Origin of the sequence: Undibacterium sp. KW1 (genome assembly GCF_009937955.1) — a bacterium.
Classification (GTDB): Bacteria; Pseudomonadota; Gammaproteobacteria; order Burkholderiales; family Burkholderiaceae_D; genus Undibacterium.
This window is the reverse complement of record NZ_AP018439.1, coordinates 2,677,261-2,698,500: the sequence shown is the minus strand read 5'-3', so window position 1 is coordinate 2,698,500 and position 21,240 is coordinate 2,677,261. Positions and strand designations below refer to the sequence as shown.

Below are 21,240 nucleotides of genomic sequence, written 5' to 3'. Positions count from 1 at the left end.
TCTATTCTTGCGGGCTATTCAAATACTGGGCGATTAATGCCATGTCGCTGGGCAAAGTTAGCTTCATGTTTCTCACATGACCTTCAACCAGTATGGGGATATGACCAGCAGCTTCAATGGCACTGGCTTCATCTGTGACCTGATCCGCCGCATCCAGGGCGTCGCACAATAGCTGAAAACGGAACATTTGCGGGGTTTGCGCCAACCACAAGCCATCACGAGGTATGGTTTGTACTTTGCCGTCTTCCACCCGTTTGACGGTATCAACCACAGGCTGTGCCAGCAGGCCGCCGACTGTATCGTCAGCAACACTATCAATTAAATGCTGCAGCAGGCCAGATGTCAAACCCGGTCTGGCGGCATCGTGCACAAGTACCCAGTCAGCATTACCCAAAGTACTGGCTAGCTCGCTCAAGCCATTTCTGACCGTATCACGGCGACTGGTACCACCACAGCGCAAGACGCTCAGGTTTTCTGCCTTATGCAGATATTCATCAACATAAGCATCATCCGGGCTGACGACGACATAGGTGTGCTGTATTTTGGAAAACTTGAGGAAGGCATCGACAGTGTGCTGCAAAACTGATTTACTACCTATACGCATATATTGCTTAGGTGTAGTTGCCCCCATACGCGAACCCACGCCCGCAGCAGGAATCAGCGCAACATAGCGAGGCGTATTTGCCACCTTTTCAGCGTCAAAATGATGTTCTTGCAATTGTTTTTCCATGAATATCACAAGCTCTTGAGGTTGCCCCGATAAGAAAGAGCCCCTTCGTTTATAATTAGGCGCTCATTTTAACCGCGTATCTTGTTCCGTAAGCAGCTTTTACGGCATCCCACATGTATAGCCGCAATGTCATTTGATTTCAGCAAATCCTTAGCAAAACCCGGCCATAAACTGGCACTCCCCAATTTGCATGGTTCTTCCGATGCTTATGCCCTGGCGCAAGCAGCGACGGCGCTCAAGGCTGACAAGCGCATGCTGACCATCTTTGTCGCCAACCCGGGAGATGCCCAGCGTCTGCTGGATGAAATCCCCTGGTTTAATGCAGAACTGCGCTGCCATTTGTTGCCAGACTGGGAAACCCTGCCTTACGACGCCTTTTCACCGCACCAAGACCTGGTGTCTGAACGCCTGGCCAGCTTGCATGAAATCCAGAATGGCAATTGCGATGTCTTGCTGGCACCGGCAACTACGGCTTTGCTACGCATGGCGCCGCCCTCTTTCCTCGCAGCCTACACCTTCTTTTTTAAAAAAGGTGACCGTCTTGACGAGGCGAAGCTAAAAACCCAGCTGACACTGGCAGGTTATAGTCATGTCAACCAGGTTATGTCTCCAGGCGAATATTCTGTGCGCGGTGGTTTGATAGACTTGTTCCCCATGGGTTCGGCCCTGCCTTATCGTCTGGACCTGTTTGGCGACACCATAGAAACCATACGCACCTTTGATGCTGATACCCAGCGTTCGCTCTACCCTGTGCCAGAAGTACGGTTGCTGCCAGGGCGTGAATTCCCTATGGATGAACCAGCCCGTGCGGCCTTCCGTAGCCGCTGGCGCGAAACTTTTGAGGGTGATCCTTCGCGTTCCAGCATCTATAAAGACATAGGCAATGGCATACCCTCAGCCGGTATAGAATATTATCTGCCGCTGTTCTTTGAACAAACCGCTACCCTGTTTGATTATCTGCCAGAAGGACCGCATTTTGCCTTGATAGGCGATATCGATGATGCTATCCGACGCTTTTGGAACGATACAAGATCACGCTATCAGTTTTTAAAGTCTGACCGCGAACGCCCGGTGCTGGCGCCAGAAACCGTATTTTTACGCGACGAAGACTTCTTTGCGGCGATGAAACCGCTCGCGCGCTGGACTATTGCGGCTACAGATAAAGCCGCTGCTGCCTCAGAAATATCGAGTTTCCTACCAGATATTGCCGTCAATCGCCGCGCTGATGACCCGCTGACGAACTTGCGCTCCTTCTTGCTGCAAACAGATAAACGCGTCATGATTTGCGCCGAAACGCTGGGCCGGCGCGAAACCCTGCAGCAATATTTCACTGAATACGATATCCGCCTGAGCCTGTGCGAAGGTTATACCGACTTTGCCACGGCAGAGGCCAAGCTGATGCTGGGGGTTGCGCCTCTGCACGCTGGCTTTGTGCTGGCAGATGGACTAGCCTTCATTACCGAAGCCGAGCTTTATGCCGGTAGTGGCAAGCGCATAGGCCGTAAAAAACAGGAAGCTGTTACGCAGGTCGAGCACATGGTGCGCGATCTGTCAGAGCTCAAAATTGGTGATCCCGTCGTGCACAGCAACCATGGCATAGGCCGCTACATGGGCCTGATCAGCATGGATCTGGGCGAAGGTGAAACCGAATTTCTACATCTGGAATATGCCAAAGATACCAAGCTGTATGTACCGGTATCGCAATTGCATGTTATTTCACGTTACTCCGGTGCTTCGCCAGATGATGCACCTTTGCACAGCCTGGGTTCAGGCCAATGGGAAAAAGCCAAGAAAAAAGCCGCGCAACAAATTCGCGATACTGCCGCCGAGCTGTTGAACCTGTATGCCCGTCGCGCCGCGCGCCAGGGTCATGCCTTTGAATATTCTGCGCGTGACTACGAAGCCTTTGCAGACAGCTTTGGCTTTGATGAAACGCCAGACCAGGCCGCCGCCATCACCGCCGTGATTGGAGACATGACCTCAGGCAAGCCCATGGACAGGCTGATTTGCGGCGACGTTGGCTTTGGCAAGACAGAGGTCGCCCTGCGTGCCGCCTTTGTAGCAGTCATGGGTGGCAAGCAAGTTGCCATCCTGGCGCCCACCACCCTGCTGGCAGAGCAACATGCCCAGACTTTTGCTGACCGCTTTGCCGCCTGGCCGGTGAAGATTGCTGAACTATCACGCTTCCGTTCTGGCAAGGAAATCAGCACCGCCATGAAAGGCATGGGCGACGGCACTGTTGATATCGTCATAGGCACGCATAAATTACTGTCTGATGACGTCAAATTCTCGCGCCTTGGCCTGGTGATTATTGATGAAGAACACCGCTTTGGTGTACGCCAGAAAGAAGCCTTGAAGGCCTTGCGTGCAGAGGTCGATGTATTGACGCTGACAGCAACACCGATACCACGTACCCTGGGCATGGCACTGGAAGGCTTGCGTGACTTTTCTGTCATCGCGACTGCACCGCAAAAGCGTTTGGCAATCAAGACATTTGTACGCGGCGAAGATGATTCTGTCATCCGCGAAGCCTGCTTGCGTGAACTGAAGCGTGGTGGTCAGGTGTATTTCCTGCACAATGAAGTGGAAACTATTGAAAACCGCAAGGCCATGCTGGAAGCCCTGCTGCCAGAGGCACGTGTCGTCGTGGCACATGGCCAAATGCATGAGCGTGACCTGGAAAAAGTCATGCGTGACTTTGTGGCCCAACGCCATAATATTTTGCTGTGTACCACGATTATCGAAACCGGCATCGACGTACCAACCGCCAATACCATCATCATGCACAGAGCCGATAAATTTGGCCTGGCACAGTTACATCAATTGCGTGGCCGCGTCGGTCGCTCGCATCACCAGGCCTATGCCTACTTGCTGGTGCATGATGTACAAAGCCTGACCAAGCAGGCAAATCGTCGTCTGGAAGCTATCCAGCAGATGGAAGAACTGGGTAGCGGCTTTTACCTGGCCATGCATGACCTGGAAATTCGCGGTGCTGGTGAAGTGCTGGGTGATAACCAGTCTGGCGAAATGCATGAGATAGGCTTCCAGATGTATTCCGACATGCTCAGTGAAGCAGTACGCTCACTGAAGAATGGCAAAGAACCCGATCTGGCTGCACCATTGTCGACGACGACAGAAATCAACCTGCACATCCCTGCTCTGCTGCCAAATGAATTCTGTGGTGACGTGCATGAGCGCCTGTCCATCTACAAGCGCCTGGCGAATTGCAGTAGCGCCAATGGCATAGATGACATGCAGGAAGAAATGATAGACCGCTTTGGCAAACTGCCAGAACCTGTAAAATCGCTGCTGGAAACACACAGACTGCGCGTTGCCGCCAAGCCGCTGGGCATCATCAAGATTGATGCGCATAGCGAAGCTGCGACCCTGCAGTTTGAACCCAAACCGCCAATAGATGGCATGCGCATCATAGAACTGGTGCAAAAAAACAAAAACATCAAGCTCAATGGTCAGGACAAACTGCGCATCACTGCCGCCATGCCCGACCTCGCCAGCCGCGTAGCCCAGATCAAGGCCACCATCAAGGCACTGCACTAATTAGTTAAATAAAATAAGTGAATAAAATAAGTGAATAAAAAGAGACTACTATGCATTTGACCATACAAGGCTTGAACAACACGCTCAGCAATAACACCGCACTCATCAAGGATATCGTCAGCCAGACCAGGACAAAACTGGTGCAATTGAATGCCCAGGCAGTGCGTCTTGATGATGCAGAATATGATGAACATATCTTGAGTGCGATACGTGAAAGCTGCTTTGCTGCTCAACTGGATATCACGGCTCTGGATCAGCAACTTGCCATGGCAGATTTCAAGCTGGTCGCCATGGACATGGATTCAACCCTGATCACCATAGAGTGCATCGATGAAATCGCCGACATGCAGGGTTTAAAACCGCAAGTGGCAGAAATCACCGAAGCTGCCATGCGTGGCGAGCTGGAATTCCAGGAAAGTCTGATTCGTCGCGTCGCCCTGCTAAAAGGCCTGGACGCCAGCGCCCTGCAACGCGTATATGACGAACGCCTGCAATTATCCCTGGGCGCAGACCAAATGCTGAAGACCATACAGCAAGCTGGCCTCAAGACCTTGCTGGTATCCGGTGGTTTTACTTTCTTCACCGACCGCATGAAGTCCCGCCTGAATCTGGACTATACCCACTCCAATGTACTCGAAATCGAGAATGGCAAACTGACTGGCAAAGTCATAGGCACCATCGTTGATGCTGACGAAAAACAAAAAACCGTGGAACGTGTCTGTGCTGACATGGGCATTTCAACCAGCCAAGCTATTGTCATGGGTGACGGCGCAAATGATTTGAAGATGATGAAAATTTCTGGCTTGTCAGTCGCATTCAGGGCCAAGCCTGTGGTGCGTGCACAGGCCGATGTGGCGTTGAATTTTGTGGGCCTGGATGGAGTATTGAATTTGCTGTAGACAGGTCCTGAATCAAAAACAGGCAATAATACAAACAGGTTTCCTCACAACCCAAATAATAGTACGAACGTTCTATTATTTGGGTTAGAATAGTTTCAGCTCATCCAGCACATCCACCTGTGCCAGGAGTAAGATCATACAAAAACTGAAACAATTGGGAGACACCGATGTTTGAAGAATTCATGGGCACCATGCCGGTGGCCGAGCGTCAGAAATTTGATGTGGCGGCACTGGCAGACTATATGCGTCAGCATGTGGAAGGTTTCGACGCTGCGCTGGCAGACAAGCTGGTCGTGGAACAATTCAAGGGCGGGCAGTCCAACCCTACTTTCAAACTCAGTGCAGGTGATCAACGTTACGTCTTGCGTGCCAAACCTGGCCCAGTCGCAAAATTGCTGCCTTCTGCCCATGCCATAGAACGTGAATTCAAGGTCATGAATGCCTTGAACAAGGCGGGTTTTCCGGCAGCACGCCAATATGCATTATGTACCGATGAAGATGTCATAGGCCGCGCCTTCTACGTCATGGAATTTGTCGATGGCCGCGTGTTGTGGGATCAGTCACTGCCCGGCATGACGCCAGCCCAGCGCGGTGAAATCTACGACGAAATGAATCGCGTCATCGCACAGTTGCACACCATCGACTATGCCGCTATTGGTTTGGCCGACTATGGCAAGCCTGGCAATTATTTTGCCCGCCAGATAGACCGTTGGACCAAGCAGTACCGTGCTTCCGAAACTGAAAAAATCGAAGCCATGGATAATCTTATTGAATGGTTGCCGCACAATATTCCGCCCGGTGATGACACCAGTATCGTGCACGGTGATTACCGTCTCGACAATATGATGTTCCACCCGACCGAGCCACGCATCATGGCGATACTGGATTGGGAACTGTCAACACTCGGTCATCCACTGGCTGACTTCTCTTACCACTGCATGAGCTGGCATGTAACCCCAGGCCAGTTCCGTGGCATCGCTGGTCTTGATCACAAGGCATTGGGCATCCCCAATGAGCAAGAATACATTGCCAAATATTGCGAACGCACAGGTAAAACCATACGCCAGGAAGATTTCAATTTCTACCTGGCCTACAACCTGTTCCGCATGGCAGGTATTTTGCAAGGCATCATGAAACGTTATGTCGATGGCACGGCATCCAGTGCGCAAGCCAAGAAATCAGGCGAAGCGGCACGCCCCATGGCTGAACTAGGCTGGAGCTACGCTAAAAAATAGTCACCCATTCAGGCAGCACATACTCTCAGTTCCAAAGCAGCGCAAAACGGCAATATTATTGGAGACAACATGGAATTCGAATACTCAGATCGCTGTAAAGACTTGCAAGCCAGGCTCTTGCGTTTCATGGATGAACATATCTATCCCAATGAAAAAGCCTATAAAGAAGAAATTGACCGCAATGGCCTGGAAAAAGGTAATCGCTGGATCGCCACCCAAATCATTGAAGATTTAAAACCCAAAGCACGTGCACAAGGTTTGTGGAATTTATTCTTGCCAAAATCGGTACGTGCGCCAGAAGGCTTGTCAAATCTGGATTACGCCCCGCTGTGCGAAATCATGGGCCGCGTAAGCTGGGCACCAGAAGTGTTCAACTGCTCGGCTCCTGACACTGGCAATATGGAAACCATAGAGCGCTATGGCAGCGAAGAGCACAAAAAGCAATGGCTGGAGCCACTCTTGCGTGGTGAAATCCGCTCTGCCTTTGCGATGACCGAACCTGGGGTTGCCTCATCAGATGCCACCAACATCGAAACCCGTATCGACCGCGACGGTGATGACTATGTCATCAATGGTCATAAGTGGTGGATATCTGGCGCAGGTGATCCGCGTTGTGCCGTGTATATATTGATGGGCAAGACCGATTTCAACGCTGCGCGCCACTCACAACAATCGATGATACTGGTAGATGCCAAAACTCCGGGCATTACGGTAGTCCGCCCTCTTCCCGTTTTTGGTTACGACGATGCACCACATGGCCATTGCGAAATCCTGTTTGAAAACGTGCGTGTGCCCGCATCGAATATTCTTTTGGGCGAAGGCCGTGGTTTTGAAATCGCACAGGGCCGTCTTGGCCCTGGCCGCATCCATCACTGCATGCGCGCCATAGGTGTCGCAGAACGAGCACTGGAATTGATGTGCAAACGCCTGAACAGCCGCACTGCCTTTGGCAAGAAAATTTCAGAACAAAGCATCTGGCGTGAACGCATTGCCGAATCGCGCATACAAATTGACACGGCACGTCTGCTAACCTTGAAAGCGGCGTACATGATGGATACCGTCGGTAACAAACATGCACAGGCAGAAATCGCCATGATCAAGGTATTGGCACCGAATGTCACCCAGCAGGTGCTGGATTGGGCAATACAAGCCCATGGTGCTGGTGGTGTTTCTGGCGATTTCCCGCTGGCGGCGCAATGGGCTGGCAACCGTACTTTACGCCTGGCAGATGGCCCGGATGAAGTGCACAGAAATGCGATTGCCAAACTGGAGTTGGCCAAACATATCAGCCTGACTGAAGATATGGGATTGCCGATTACACGTTCCTGAGTAAATTCAGATTGAGTCAGTGCGCAATTCGTTGGCAACATGAGTTGCGCACTGTACCCTCACCTGATTTTATTTGATCTGAAAAATCACATTAATACAAGAGCTACAGCAAGGCAATACCATAGGCTTCAAATCACACAAAGCCTGACATTGCGGTGGCTCATCAGTGTGCGAATCCGCCACTCACAAAAGCCTCTTTATGAATACGTGCAGATGCAATGCCCAGACTCTGCAAACTGGCGATTTGTTCCTGCATGAACGGACGCGGTCCACAAATGTAATAATCAGCTTCAGGTAAAATAAAATCACTCGCCACAGTCTGCAGATCCAGTCGCCCTTGCTGATCATAATCTATGGACTGCAGATCCTCTGCACGCGGCGCCTCGTAATATGTCAATGATTTGATTTGTTCGTATTGCTCGTTCAATTCGCGAACTTGTTGTTTGAATGCATGCACTCCACCATGCCTGCAAGCATGCACGAAACGTATTTTGCGCTTGGTGTTTTGTTTGAGTAAATGCTCCAGCATGGCAAGTTTGGGGGTTACACCTACACCGGCACTGATCAGAACCACGGGTGTATCCCTGTCCTCATGCAAGACATAATCCCCCATAGGTGGCGCCACATCAATTAATGCACCTTCATGACAATCCCTGTGCAATACATTGGAAACCAGGCCTGCAGGTTTGGTCGCCATTGCAGCCTCGCGTTTGACGGATATACGCAAATAGGCTTGACCAGGCGCACATGAAAGGCTGTATTGACGTGGTTGCATCATGCCCAATTCAGGCACAAATACTTTGACTGAGATGTATTGACCAGGCTTGTAATCAGGCACCGATCCACCATCGGCAGGTTGCAGATAGAAGGACGTTATTTCTTCACTTTCCACTACTTTTTTGCTGACGATGAAGCCACGCCATCCTGTCCACCCACCTGGGGTCATTGCCGCTTTTGTATAGATGGCGGTCTCTTGCGCAATCAATATATCTGCCAGTTGCCCATAAGCTGCGGCCCAGGCCGCCAATAACTCATCATTGGCAGCGCCTCCCAATACCTCTTTGATCGATGCCAATAGATGCAAGCCAACAACAGGATAATGCTCTGCCCTGATGCCAACGCTAACGTGCTTGTTGGCTACCAGGGTCAAAACCGGCATCAGGACCGAAGGGTCATCAATGTGTTCGGCATACGCCAATACAGCCATTGCCAAAGCTTGTTGCTGGCTGCCAGATTGCTGGTTACCCTGATTAAAGACAGGTTTCAATTCTGGGTTATGTGAAAACATGCGCGCATAAAAATGGCGGGTCAAGGCGACTCCATGTTCTTTCAATACCGGTACCGTGGCTTTTACTAGATTTCTTGTATTAATGTTTAACATATTCAATTATATAAGTGCATTATAAATACATGTTTAAAGCTATATTAAAATGAAGACTTTAAACAAGCGGTGAAATTCAAAGTTAATGTGCAGCCATCATACTCGGCATAACATGTATTGTAAATACATTTTATAAATTGCATTGACAAATATGCGCCTTGAATTAAATCCTGGATTTAAACAGGCATGAATCCACTGACATACATTAAGGACTCATGCCCCCCCCCACGCGCTACAACAGACGACTGTGCTTGGGTAATTTCGCTGAAAGATATTCCAGCTGATCAGCAATCACATTCCTGCCGCTCAGGATGAAATGCTCGAAACGGCAAGGTGCATACGGCACATAAATCAAAGGTTTGAAGTCATGCACGAACTTGTTACCTTTGGCGTGATTGCATTCCTTGCAGGCGGTTACGCAATTTTCCCAGACATCTTTTCCACCACGAGAAGTTGGCAGAATGTGATCGCGTGACAATTCCTGATAAGGAAAAGTCTCACCACAATAGGCACAAATATGTCTGTCTCTTGCATACAGCAGGCGATTTCCATCTCCCAAAGGTATCTGGTGACGGCTGTTCCTGGACATGCGTTCACTATTACGTATTGAAATGATGGGCTTGATGAAGATCTTTGATTGCACGCCATCCTTGTTATAACCACCGCGCAGCATGATGACCTGATCACCAATATCCCATGCCACTTTTTTTGCGGCGTACTGAGTCGCAGCATCATTCTGACTTATCCAGTCATAGGGTACTCCTGCTATATCCAAAACCAATATTTGTTGCATACATCACCTGTTTGTTTGGGATGTTTTTCCAATTTGAGAAGACGGATTGATAGGTGTTCACCAACGACATGCTCTTTCATTGTAGCCACGATTTGCTGATGCTGTAAGGCATGATGATCAAATTTCAGCCGAATTAACTTTCAAATGCATTTAACGACGCTTTTTCCAGGAGTATTCAGGTCCTGCGTCAGCAACACCTGCATAACCAACGGAATCAGGATTTTCACATGACATGGTGATATGGCGGATTGCTGCCCCCTGCCGCCGCTCTGCCCGCAAGGACTCAGTGAATCGCAATGCATCCGCCATACTTTCACCACCAAACTCCTGCGAGCATGCCAGCTCTTTTCCATCTACGCAAATGGACCAATAAATCATAAACATAATTTTCTATTTTTCTTGTTTTTATAGGATGACAAAGTGCTGCTGTATTCCGGCATGGGTAGTTTTCTCTAACGAAGAGTTATCCATGTCTCGAAGTATAGGCTTCATCGCAAAATGAAGTGCAGCAGCATGTTAAAAGTAACCTGCATCACCTGACTCAGGTCACTTTTAACATGCTGTGAATACCACATGATATTCACAGCACATCCCTTCCCTGCTGCATGCTTTGAACACACAGTGGCAAGGCCTCTCGATACATCTTCCCGAATTGTTAAAGAATCCCGTGTTATCCGGCGTTTCCCGGCACGACCGCCAAACGGCGGGTTCTACTACTCGGCTTTTAAGGTTCGCTTCTCAAAGCAATATCTCTAAAAACCATTAAAGGCAAAAAGCCCGGAGCTTTAAGGGCAACCGGGCTTTTCAGCTTTTGATTCAGCAAGCAGCTTGTCTGCTGCCCTGATTTCAAGGATTGCTCCCCCGAATGTCCATCATGATAGTCCTGCGCAGCGCCAGCTCCCAGCCGCCATCCTGTGCGCAAAAATCTGTGGTTGTGGCAGGCTTGCCAACAGGCAGCTGCGCAGCGACTTCCTCTGTCGTCAAGTCATTAGCTGAAACCGTACCTCCACCAATGCGTATCCACATGCGCAAATGGCTTACAGCCCGCGCCATGTAACCAGCGTTGGTCTGATTCAGCGACTGATGATTAATCTGGGTGTACATTTCTTGCCAATTTCCAAATATTTTTATTTTTACCATGCCATCTTGTCACAGTTTAGCTCAACAAACAAGCCATTTAAAGAATAATTTCTTCGTTTAAAGAAGAATTTAAATTGAATGTGGCATTTCAAACAGGTTTTATGAGCAATTTTTCAACAGCCGCTCAGCCACCTTCCTGAGCTCATCCTGTAACTGCGCTGGTTTGCGTACTTCAAAATCGAAAGGCAAGGCCGCCAGTTGCCTGGCAAACCAGCTTAAATCCTCTGACTGGTTGTATAGCAATACCCCTCCGGTCGTTTGCTCGAGAACGGCAATTGCATCTGACAGATATCTGCGTGCATACTGCATATCTGTTTTGAGCAGGAGTTCTACGCTATAGGCACGAGGAATACTCGCCACAGCGCTGCGCAAATAACTGATCACGCTGAAATCAGGAGGAGAAGTGAATTGTTGGCTCAGTAATTCGGCCCGCATCACCCTGTCTAGTCTGAAGCTGCGTATGTCCTGCCGTAAATGGCAAAAACCGACGACATACCAGTGCGTGGCATGAAAAGCCAGACCATAGGCGTCAAGCTTACGCTCACTTACCATATCGCTGACACTCCTGTACTGCAAATTGATGCTTTGCTTGTGCGCGACTGCGTGGCTTATTTTTGCCAATACCTCCTTGTCTGCCGGCATGGTCGCAGGCTGGAGATTAAGTTCTATTGCGGTATCCGCCGCCCGCAGTCTTTGCCTGAGTTGGTCTGGCAAAATTCTTTGCAGTTTGGACTGAGCACTTTCTATGGATGGCGCGACATCCAGCAATTTCAATTGTCGCGCCGCAGTCAAGGCAATGGAAATGGCAAAGCCCTCTTCTTCATTGAACATCATGGGTGGCAATTTAAAACCCGGCATGATGGAATAACCCCAAAGCGTCCGCGTGAAGTCATGATGGGTATGCCCATTTCCTCCAGGGTCACAATATAGCGACGTAAACTGCGCCGGTCTATCTCCAGCATCTGCGACAGTTCTGCTCCGCTGACTTGCCCATGATTTTGCAAGAGTTCCAGCAAGGCCAGAACACGTGTGGTTGGCTGATAATTTTGAGACATGTGGCTAGTTTATATTTTAAATAGGATAACTTATGTCCTATATACACTTTATCCTTCGTTCTGTCACTTCGCCCGGAGTGTGATCATCAAAAGGAGAACACATGAACACAACAATAAATACTGTCAGCGTCGCAGACGGAGCCAGGGATTTTGATTTTTTTATAGGTAACTGGCAGGTAAGGCATCGCCGCCTCAAGGAGCGGCTTGCCAGTTGTGATGAGTGGCTGGAGTTTAATGGGAGCACGTCCGTCATCGCTATCCTTGGAGGGGCTGGCAATATGGATGACAATGTGCTTGACATGCCGGGCTGCACATATCGTGCAGCAACTCTGCGTTCGTTCGATATAGAAAAAGGCATCTGGTCCATCTGGTGGCTGGATGGTCGCTACCCCACGCATCTGGATACTCCCATGCAGGGACGTTTTGAGAATGGCGCGGGTAAGTTTTATGCTGACGATACTTTTACGGGAAAACCGATACGTGTGCGTTTTATCTGGAGCATGCCCGCTCCCGATCAGCCACGCTGGGAGCAGGCATTCTCTGTGGACGGCGGCATCAGTTGGGAAACCAATTGGATCATGAATTTTCAAAGGGCAGAATAAGTTTGCAGACTCGCCACCAGTAGCGCCTGTTTCATACCAATACCTGGGCTCAGAGAATAGCAGGATGTGGGCGGGAGAATTTTTGTTCCAGGACTTCTTCCCCCATTGCTGCCCCCTGAATTCTTCAAGCAATACAAACCCAGCTTCTTCATACAAGCGCCGCGCCGCGTTCAACCCTTTAAAAGTCCATAGATGTATTTCGCTGAATTGTTGTCGGTCACAAAAAGAAATAGCTTCAGCAAGCAAGCGCCTCCCTATGCCACTGCCACGCAATTCGTCATCAACAATAAACCAGCGAAGATGGGCAATATCGCCACCCAGGTCTTCGGCATCAATCGCGATGCTGCCAAGGATAATATTGTCGCGGATTGCAAACCATAGTTGATTGCCTGGATTTTGCAGACGCCCTGCAAATTCAGCTATGCCGCTGGCAACTTTGGCCTCAAAAAAATGCCCGAAACCAGCATAGCGTGCATAGTAACGAGCGTGCATTTCAACTACACGGCCAAGTATGCCAGGGTGATAACCTGACTGGATGTAGGTATCATGTGCGGTAGCGGCTGAGTCACCTTTACGCGCAGACGCCAGCGCTTCTGCATACATGTTCAAACCTGTCTGTACTTTGCCATGCGCCGAAACCGGAATACGTTCAAGAGCTTTGCCAACCTGTAAACTGGCAAACTGGTTAATCGCAAGCAGGGTCTGCCTGCCTTTCGGGCTTAATATAAGCTGTTTTTCCCGGCCATCTTTCAAATTGCCAGTCTCTGCCAGTTCGCCACCTTCTATAAGTTTTCTAACCATGCGGCTGACGCTGGATTTTTCCAGACCCAGTATTTCGCACAATGCAGTCGCGCTATGGACACCGTGGTCCCCTATTTCAATTAATGCATGCACAGCGGACGCAGGAAGCATAGTGCCAGCCAAAGTGGGCTTCATGAAACCCAATTCACGAACCAGCCTGCGCGATGCGTCGCGAATTCCCTGAACAGTTAGCGAAGATATTGAAGCTTCCATTACCCACTCACTTATAGTTGTACAATGCAACTATATTCCTGGGATGGTAATTGCGCAAGAATTTATATGAAGGCTTGCCTGAAAAATAAAGTAATGGGCGGATATATTTGCAGATTTGTTACATAAAGAAAAATAATTCACTTTACGCATGAGGAAACGCAAAGCTGAACGCTCACAGGCTGTATGACGATTGAAACATAACTGGTATTGATATATATTCTCATTATCATTTAGAGTTGCATTTTTTGGTCACGGGAAAATAGCGATGAGCGGTTCGCCATTACAGCAAGCAGTTTCTACTACATTGAACCTGATGAAAGTCGGCGATTCTGGCGTCGTTGTCGATGTGCAGGAGCAAGGCGATGCAAAAGACGATAGCCTGTTCAATATTACCCGTCGCCTGAAAGAATTAGGCTTTGTCAAAGGTGAGCCTGTAAAAATATTACACAAAGGATATTTTGGTGGAGAACCACTGGCCGTCAGGATAGGCCAATCGACCTTTGCGTTGCGAAATTTTGAAGCAGCTCTCATAGGCGTTACCAATCTCGGTGTTAGTCATTCAGAAAAAGTAGGAACATAGTGAACGAATTGTTTTCTCCGCTCATCGCTCTTGTCGGTAACCCTAACTGCGGAAAAACTGCACTCTTCAATCGATTGACAGGTGCTCGACAAAAAGTAGCAAACTATGCAGGCGTGACCATAGAACGGAAAGAAGGAAAATTCCGCTCGGAAACAGGGCGCCAGTGGCAGGTTTTGGATCTGCCTGGCACTTACAGTCTGCACGCCATCACTCCTGATGAAAAAATCACCCAGGAAGTGGTCACCGGCCAACACACAAACGAAACCATGCCGGATGCAGTGGTATGTGTGGTTGATGCCACCAATTTGAAGCGTGGCTTGCGCGTAGTTTTTGAATTACTGGCGCTTGGTCAGCCACTGATACTCGCAGTCAATATGATGGATATCGCAAAAAAACGCCATATCCATATCGACATCGCTGCATTAAGCCAAGCACTGAATATCCCTGTCGTAGAGACTATTGCAGTTGATCCCAAAGGGGTCGATGCGTTGCTGACTGAACTGGAAACGCTCGCGCAAACCCTGCAACCAAAAGGCAATATTACGCCGCACACACTTTCTGCACAAAGTCCGGAAAGTTTGCAGCAACAAGCCAATGCCGTTCTGGCATCCTGTGTCACCCAGGATGCCGATGCTGCCAGCGACCGTGCCGCCAGCCTGAGTTATCGGCTCGATAGCTGGATTTTGCATCCTGCTGTTGGCCCTGTCATTTTCGCCACCCTGATGTTTTTGGTATTCCAGGCAGTGTTTGCCTGGGCCCAGGCACCGATGGACTTGATCAAATCGACTATCGATGCCACCGGGACGGCTGTCGAATCAGCATTGGCGCCCGGCATCTTGCAAGGCTTGCTGGTGAAAGGCGTAATAGGAGGCGCTGGCAGTGTGCTGGTATTTTTGCCGCAAATTGTCATCCTGTTTTTCTTTATCCTGGTCCTGGAAGACTCTGGCTATCTGCCACGCGCAGCATTCCTGCTTGACAGGATCATGGGTAAAGTTGGATTGTCTGGACGCGCCTTCATTCCCTTGCTGTCCAGCTTTGCCTGTGCGATTCCAGGCATCATGGCAACCAGGACCATACAAAATCCGCGCGACAGGCTGGTGACCATCATGATCGCCCCGCTGATGACCTGTTCCGCACGCTTACCTGTGTATGCGCTCATCATCGCCGCCTTCATTCCTGACCAAACCGTTCTGGGCATGTTGAATTTGCAGGGGCTGGTATTATTTCTTCTGTATCTCGGCGGCATAGTATCTGCCATGCTGGTGGCTTATTTCTTCAAGAAGAAATGGGGTAGCGAAGTACATCAACAGGCCCTGATGCTGGAATTGCCCGATTATCGATGGCCAAACGTCCGCAACCTGCTCCTCGGCTTATGGGAAAGAATCAAGATTTTCACGACCCGTGTTGGCACCATCATCCTGTCTTTAATGATCTTATTGTGGTTCCTCAGCAGCTTTCCTGGCGCACCAGAAAATGCAACCCAGCCGCCAATTTATTACAGCATTGCCGGTTACCTGGGCCGTGCACTGGAAGTGATATTTGCGCCGATTGGTTTTAACTGGCAAATCTGCATTGCCCTGGTACCAGGACTGGCAGCGCGTGAAGTTGCCGTAGCGGCTTTGGGTACAGTATATGCACTCTCACAATCAGGCGAAGAACTGAGCCGCTCGCTGGAGCCATTGATAGCGCATTCCTGGAGCGTCCCAACGGCCTTGTCCCTGCTGGCCTGGTATGTTTTTGCTCCACAATGCGTGGCGACCTTGAGTGTGGTCAAACGTGAGACCAATACCTTGCGCTACCCGGTCATCATGGCAGCTTACTTATTTGGTCTGGCCTATTGCGCGTCTTTCCTGACCTACCATATTTCCAGCTTTTTTCTGGGGAGATAAGGCCTATGCAAAACCTGATCGCCGCTTTATTGCTGGCTATAGCTGCTGCTTATCTGCTATTAAAATGGATGCCAGCAGCCGCCAGAGAAAAAATCAGGACAACTTGTGCCCGCCACTTTCCTGCCCTCGCCCCACGGTTGACTAAAGCAGTCGAACAAACCGCAGGATGCGGCACAGGTTGCAGCAGTTGTTCGTCCTCAACAAACGACACATGTACCAGCTCCTCCGAATTAAAAACTGTCAAATTGGTTCGCAAGCTACCGAACTAAAGATAGGAGCGGTATTTACCCTCATTTCATTGGCAGTCCGGCTGAATTGATGTATCCTCAAAAAAAGCAGGAATAATTTCTGACATATTGAGACAAGCAAAGGCCGTAGCTGGATATGAACGCAAGCATCTACGACAAGACCGAAAAAGGCCGGGAAGAAATTACAACCAGGAAGCATCAACTGGCATCCAGATTGCGCACCTTACTGGTCATGATAGACGGCAAACAAAGCGCCGCAGACATCATGAAAAAGGTGTCTGCACTGGGTTTGACAGAACAAAACCTGCAAGAACTTCTGGAGCAAGAGTTCATTGTTGAAATTGGACAGCAAGCAGAGTCTGCTGATGGCACCGCAGAATCACCACCACACTCAACTGCAGCAGCAACGTCTCCGGTTGCCGATAGTTCTGCAACGCTTGCGATGACAGATGCAGAGCGATTCCAGGCGCTATATAACTTCTACAATGAGACCATTAAAAGTGCCATAGGCTTGCGCGGTTATGGGTTGCAACTCAAGGTGGAACGTGCAGCAAACATTGACGATTTCCGCGCACTAAGACAGGCCTATATCGAAGCAGTTCAAAAAGCCAAAGGACCAGAAATGGCGCGCAGCCTGAGTGACAGACTTGATTTGTTGCTAGGAAAGCCCTGAGCCGATAAGCAGATATCAGGGCCATAAAAAAGCCAGGTGAACCTGGCTTTTTGCTTTTACTCGATACCCTGACTGCTCAGGTACTCTTCATAACTGCCCTGGAAGTCGATGATTTCATTTTCCTTGATTTCCAGAACACGTGTCGCCAAAGAAGAAACAAACTCGCGGTCATGTGAAACGAAAATCAGGGTGCCAGCATATTTTTCAAGCGCGATATTCAGTGACTCGATAGATTCCATATCCATGTGATTAGTAGGCTCATCCAGCAACAGGACATTGTGGCGACCCAGCATCAGCTTGCCATACATCATGCGGCCTTTTTCACCACCGGACAATACCTTGACCGATTTTTTGACATCATCACCACCGAACAGCAAACGACCCAGAATGGAGCGAACTGCCTGGTCATCATCACCCTCTTGCGTCCATTGACCTATCCAGTCAGTCAGGTTTTTATCAGATGCAAATTCTTCGGTAGGATCTTGCGGCATATAACCGACATTGGCGTTTTCTGCCCATTTGACAGTGCCATAATCCGCATTCAAACCAGTGATATCGCCACCACCTATGCATCGCAGCAAAGTCGTTTTACCAATGCCGTTGGCACCGATGATCGCGATTCTTTCGCCTGCCTCAACCATCAGGTCAATATTTTTGAACAAGGTCTTGTCGTAAGCTTTGCTCAGGGATTGCACTTCCACTGCAAGACGGTGCAATTTTTTCTCGCCATCAAAACGCACGAAAGGATTCTGGCGGCTTGATGGTTTGAATTCTTCAATCTTGATCTTATCAATCTGTTTGGCACGTGAAGTTGCCTGGCGCGCTTTGGATTTATTCGCAGAAAAGCGACGGACAAAATCTTGCAGCTCTGCGACCTTTTCCTTGGCCTTGGCATTGTTCGCCATTTGCTGTGCACGCGCCTGTGACGATGCCAGCATATAGTCGTCGTAATTGCCCGGATACACTTTGAGGGTACCATAATCCATATCCGCCATGTGTGTACATACCTGATTCAGGAAATGGCGATCATGGGAAATAATGATCATGGTGGAATTACGTTCATTCAGAATGTCTTCCAGCCAGCGGATGGTATTGATGTCCAGGTTATTGGTTGGCTCATCAAGCAGCAAAATATCTGGGTTGGAAAACAGGGCCTGCGCCAGCAAGACGCGCAGTTTCCAGCCTGGTGCAACGGCACTCATGACGCCCTGATGCTGATCAGTTGGTATACCAACGCCCAACAATAATTCACCAGCACGTGCTTCTGCGGTATAACCATCATATTCAGCAAACTTGGCCTCCAGATCAGCTGCTTTCATGTAGTCGTCGTCAGTTGCTTCAGGATTCGCGTAAATCGCGTCCCGCTCCGACATGGCTGCCCACATTTCTGTGTGGCCCATCATGACCACATCCAGTACGCGCATATCTTCAAAGGCAAACTGATCCTGGCGCAATTTACCGAGGCGCTCATTCTGATCCAGCATGACTGTACCTGAAGATTGCTCAAGGTCGCCACCGAGAATCTTCATGAAAGTGGATTTGCCGCAGCCATTGGCACCGATCAGGCCATAGCGGTTACCTTCGCCAAATTTGACAGAGATATTTTCAAACAGCGGCTTGGGGCCGAACTGCATGGTGATATTAGCGGTAGAAAGCACAGAAAACCTTTTGCAATAAAGATGGGAATTAACCGCACATTATAGCATTGTGCTTTTGGTGACTTCCAGACAAGCCCATGATTTATAGAGAAATTATGGGATCTGGGAGGTGGATATTGGTAGCCCGCCAGTTTTTTGCAGACGAGATTACTTCTTTACCAATAGGAAATGGCTTGCCTGAAGGCTAATTCCTCAGGCAAGCCACTTATTAATTTCAATTAACTTTGTTTAATTGAAAGTTTTTCCTTCTGCAGCCAGTTTTGCCAACAAAGGTGCCGGCTTCCAGGCATCGCCATGGCGGCCTTTCGCATATTTCTCCATGGCCATGACTACATTAGGCAAGCCCACGGTATCTGCATAGAACATAGGTCCGCCAGTATGCAATGGGAAGCCATAGCCAGTCAGATACACCATATCGATATCCGATGCGCGTGTCGCGATCCCCTCTTCCAGGATGTACGCTGCCTCATTGACGAGAGCAAATATCAGGCGCTCGACAATTTCCTGATCAGAAATCTTGCGGCGTGTAATACCCAGGTCAGCAGAGTGCTGAATGATCATGTCATTCACAATGGAAGACGGATAAGCTTTGCGGTCACCCGGTTTATAGTCATACCAGCCTGCACCGGTCTTTTGCCCGAAGCGGCCCAACTCGCACAGCAAATCTGCTGTTTTGGAATAAGTGATTTGTGGTTTTTCTACGTAACGGCGTTTGCGGATATACCAGCCGATGTCGTTGCCAGCCAGATCACCCATACGGAATGGCCCCATGGCAAAACCCATTTTTTCTACCGCTTTATCAACCTGCTCAGGTGTGCAACCTTCTTCCAGCAAGAAGCCTGCCTGACGGCTGTATTGCTCTATCATGCGGTTGCCAATGAAACCATCGCAGACGCCAGATACCACACCGGTTTTCTTGATTTTCTTGGACAGGCCCAACACCGTTGCCAGCACGTCCTTGGCAGTTTTTTTACCGCGCACGATTTCCAGCAACTTCATGACGTTTGCAGGACTGAAAAAATGGGTGCCGATGACATCTTCAGGCCGCTTGGTGAAGTCAGCAATCTTATCGACATCCAGCGTAGAGGTATTCGATGCCAGAATGGCGCCCTGCTTCATGACTTCATCAAGCTTTTTGAAGACTTGTTCCTTGACGCCCATGTCTTCAAACACGGCTTCAATGACGATATCTGCCTGAGCAATATCTTCATACGACAAAGTGCCTGTGATCAAGCCCACACGCTGGTCAAACTTCTCCTGAGACAGCTTGCCTTTTTTAAGTGTGTTTTCATAATTCTTGCGGATAGTCGCCAGACCTTTGTCCAGTGCTTCCTGTTTCATTTCCAGAATTTGTACAGGGATGCCCGCATTGGCAAAGTTCATCGCAATACCACCACCCATGGTGCCGGCACCGATAACAGCAACCGATTTAATGGGGCGAGTTGGCGTGTCATCTGGCACATCCGGCAATTTGCTGGCAGCACGCTCTCCGAAGAAGGCATGGCGCAAGGCTTTGGATTCTGTGGTTTGTACCAGATCGACAAACAATTCACGCTCAAACTTGATGCCATCATCAAATTTCCTGGTGACTGCGGCTGCGACTGCTTCCACGCATTTCAAAGGTGCTGGGAAAGGGCCGGCCATGGCGCGTACTGTATTACGTGAGAATTGCAGATAGGCTTCATAGTTCGGATAATCAATCTTGATATCACGTACTCTTGGTAATGGGCGTACATCAGCAACTTTTGCAGCGAATGCAAGTGCAGCTTCCAGTACATCGCCTTCCACAACTTCATTGAAGATCGCTGTCTTGGCCAGTTTTTCAGAGGGTACGGGTGTGCCCGAGACGATCATGTTTAATGCCATTTCCAGGCCCAGCACGCGCGGCAGACGTTGCGTGCCGCCAGCACCCGGCAAGATACCCAATTTAACTTCAGGCAAGGCAATTTGCGCACCTTTGGATGCGACGCGGTAATTACAACCCAGCGCCAGCTCCAGGCCACCACCCATGCACACTGTGTGAATGGCAGCGATGACCGGTTTGTCAGATCCTTCCACCACATTGATCAGCGTATGCAGGCTGGGCTCAGCAGAAGCTTTGGGAGAATTGAATTCCTTGATATCCGCACCGCCGGAGAATGCCTTACCGGCACCAGTGATGACGATGGCTTTGATAGCATCATCATTCAAGGCTTGTTTCATGCCGTTCACCGCTGCTGTGCGGGTGGCATGGCCCAGGCCATTCACAGGTGGATTGTTCAGGGTAATTACGGCAATATTGCCATTCACTTGATATTCGGCGCTCATGTCTCTTCCTATAGGTGAAATACTGCTTGGATTTGCCAGTTCAGTGCTTTTAAAAATCTGGTGTAAGCTTATTTTTGCTTACTATACCGCAAAATAGTACGAGCGTATTATTTTATTTTAGTTCCTGTGCTGATGGGTAGAAAATAATC

At 49.3% G+C, this 21,240-nt stretch carries 18 protein-coding genes; 8 read left to right on the top strand and 10 right to left on the bottom strand.

Annotated features, from left to right (window positions below):
* Position 1: 1 nt before the first annotated feature.
* Positions 2-730: a 2-C-methyl-D-erythritol 4-phosphate cytidylyltransferase gene (gene ispD, locus UNDKW_RS12170; protein ID WP_162058902.1), complete on the bottom strand. Its 729-nt coding sequence runs from the start codon at positions 728-730 to the stop codon at positions 2-4.
* 126 nt (positions 731-856) lie between these two features.
* On the opposite strand from ispD, the gene mfd reads away from it, so the two are divergent.
* From mfd to UNDKW_RS12150, 4 genes are all read left to right on the top strand, one after another.
* Positions 857-4,288, top strand: coding sequence for a transcription-repair coupling factor (gene mfd / locus UNDKW_RS12165; protein ID WP_162058901.1), 3,432 nt, complete (start codon positions 857-859; stop codon positions 4,286-4,288).
* A gap of 50 nt (positions 4,289-4,338) precedes the next feature.
* Positions 4,339-5,187 carry a phosphoserine phosphatase SerB gene (gene serB, locus UNDKW_RS12160; RefSeq protein ID WP_162058900.1) on the top strand — a complete coding sequence of 283 codons (849 nt, stop codon included), beginning with the start codon at positions 4,339-4,341 and terminating at the stop codon, positions 5,185-5,187.
* A gap of 167 nt (positions 5,188-5,354) precedes the next feature.
* The gene (locus UNDKW_RS12155) at positions 5,355-6,422 is read left to right on the top strand and encodes a phosphotransferase family protein (protein ID WP_162058899.1); all 1,068 of its coding nucleotides are present in this window, start codon (positions 5,355-5,357) and stop codon (positions 6,420-6,422) included.
* A 69-nt stretch (positions 6,423-6,491) separates the two neighbouring features.
* Complete coding sequence (locus UNDKW_RS12150; protein ID WP_162058898.1) at positions 6,492-7,751, top strand: acyl-CoA dehydrogenase family protein; 1,260 nt, start codon at positions 6,492-6,494, stop codon at positions 7,749-7,751.
* Between the two features lie 163 nt (positions 7,752-7,914).
* Here the strand turns inward: UNDKW_RS12150 and hmpA are convergent, their stop codons facing one another.
* From hmpA to UNDKW_RS31140, 7 genes are all read right to left on the bottom strand, one after another.
* A complete protein-coding gene (gene hmpA, locus UNDKW_RS12145) occupies positions 7,915-9,132 on the bottom strand; it encodes an NO-inducible flavohemoprotein (protein ID WP_162058897.1) in 1,218 nt (405 codons plus the stop codon).
* Positions 9,133-9,364: 232 nt separating this feature from the next.
* Complete coding sequence (locus UNDKW_RS12140; protein WP_162058896.1) at positions 9,365-9,925, bottom strand: HNH endonuclease; 561 nt, start codon at positions 9,923-9,925, stop codon at positions 9,365-9,367.
* A gap of 150 nt (positions 9,926-10,075) precedes the next feature.
* The gene (locus UNDKW_RS12135) at positions 10,076-10,309 is read right to left on the bottom strand and encodes a hypothetical protein (RefSeq protein ID WP_162058895.1); all 234 of its coding nucleotides are present in this window, start codon (positions 10,307-10,309) and stop codon (positions 10,076-10,078) included.
* A 462-nt stretch (positions 10,310-10,771) separates the two neighbouring features.
* On the bottom strand, positions 10,772-11,029 hold the full coding sequence (locus UNDKW_RS12130; protein WP_162058894.1) for a hypothetical protein: 258 nt from the start codon (positions 11,027-11,029) through the stop codon (positions 10,772-10,774).
* A 135-nt stretch (positions 11,030-11,164) separates the two neighbouring features.
* On the bottom strand, positions 11,165-11,923 hold the full coding sequence (locus UNDKW_RS12125; protein WP_232063354.1) for a YafY family protein: 759 nt from the start codon (positions 11,921-11,923) through the stop codon (positions 11,165-11,167).
* Positions 11,896-12,120 carry a YafY family protein gene (locus tag UNDKW_RS30405; RefSeq protein ID WP_232063353.1) on the bottom strand — a complete coding sequence of 75 codons (225 nt, stop codon included), beginning with the start codon at positions 12,118-12,120 and terminating at the stop codon, positions 11,896-11,898. The genes UNDKW_RS12125 and UNDKW_RS30405 overlap by 28 nt, the downstream gene beginning before the upstream one ends.
* A gap of 86 nt (positions 12,121-12,206) precedes the next feature.
* Positions 12,207-13,736, bottom strand: coding sequence for a GNAT family N-acetyltransferase (locus UNDKW_RS31140; protein WP_370529115.1), 1,530 nt, complete (start codon positions 13,734-13,736; stop codon positions 12,207-12,209).
* Positions 13,737-14,001: 265 nt separating this feature from the next.
* On the opposite strand from UNDKW_RS31140, the gene UNDKW_RS12110 reads away from it, so the two are divergent.
* The 4 genes from UNDKW_RS12110 to UNDKW_RS12095 all read left to right on the top strand — a co-directional run bounded on the left by UNDKW_RS12110 (position 14,002) and on the right by UNDKW_RS12095 (position 17,126).
* On the top strand, positions 14,002-14,316 hold the full coding sequence (locus UNDKW_RS12110; protein WP_162041287.1) for a FeoA family protein: 315 nt from the start codon (positions 14,002-14,004) through the stop codon (positions 14,314-14,316).
* Positions 14,316-16,205 (top strand): ferrous iron transporter B, encoded by a 1,890-nt coding sequence (locus UNDKW_RS12105; RefSeq protein WP_232063352.1) that lies wholly within the window; start codon positions 14,316-14,318, stop codon positions 16,203-16,205. Before UNDKW_RS12110 ends, UNDKW_RS12105 begins: the two co-directional genes overlap by 1 nt.
* Before the next feature lie 5 nt (positions 16,206-16,210).
* A complete protein-coding gene (locus UNDKW_RS12100) occupies positions 16,211-16,474 on the top strand; it encodes a hypothetical protein (protein WP_162058892.1) in 264 nt (87 codons plus the stop codon).
* A 115-nt stretch (positions 16,475-16,589) separates the two neighbouring features.
* Positions 16,590-17,126: a hypothetical protein gene (locus UNDKW_RS12095; RefSeq protein WP_162058891.1), complete on the top strand. Its 537-nt coding sequence runs from the start codon at positions 16,590-16,592 to the stop codon at positions 17,124-17,126.
* Between the two features lie 56 nt (positions 17,127-17,182).
* On the opposite strand, the gene UNDKW_RS12090 is transcribed toward UNDKW_RS12095, so the two are convergent.
* Positions 17,183-18,784, bottom strand: coding sequence for an ABC-F family ATPase (locus UNDKW_RS12090; protein WP_162041284.1), 1,602 nt, complete (start codon positions 18,782-18,784; stop codon positions 17,183-17,185).
* Positions 18,785-19,012: 228 nt separating this feature from the next.
* The gene (locus UNDKW_RS12085; protein ID WP_162058890.1) at positions 19,013-21,091 is read right to left on the bottom strand and encodes a 3-hydroxyacyl-CoA dehydrogenase NAD-binding domain-containing protein; all 2,079 of its coding nucleotides are present in this window, start codon (positions 21,089-21,091) and stop codon (positions 19,013-19,015) included.
* Positions 21,092-21,240: the final 149 nt, after the last annotated feature.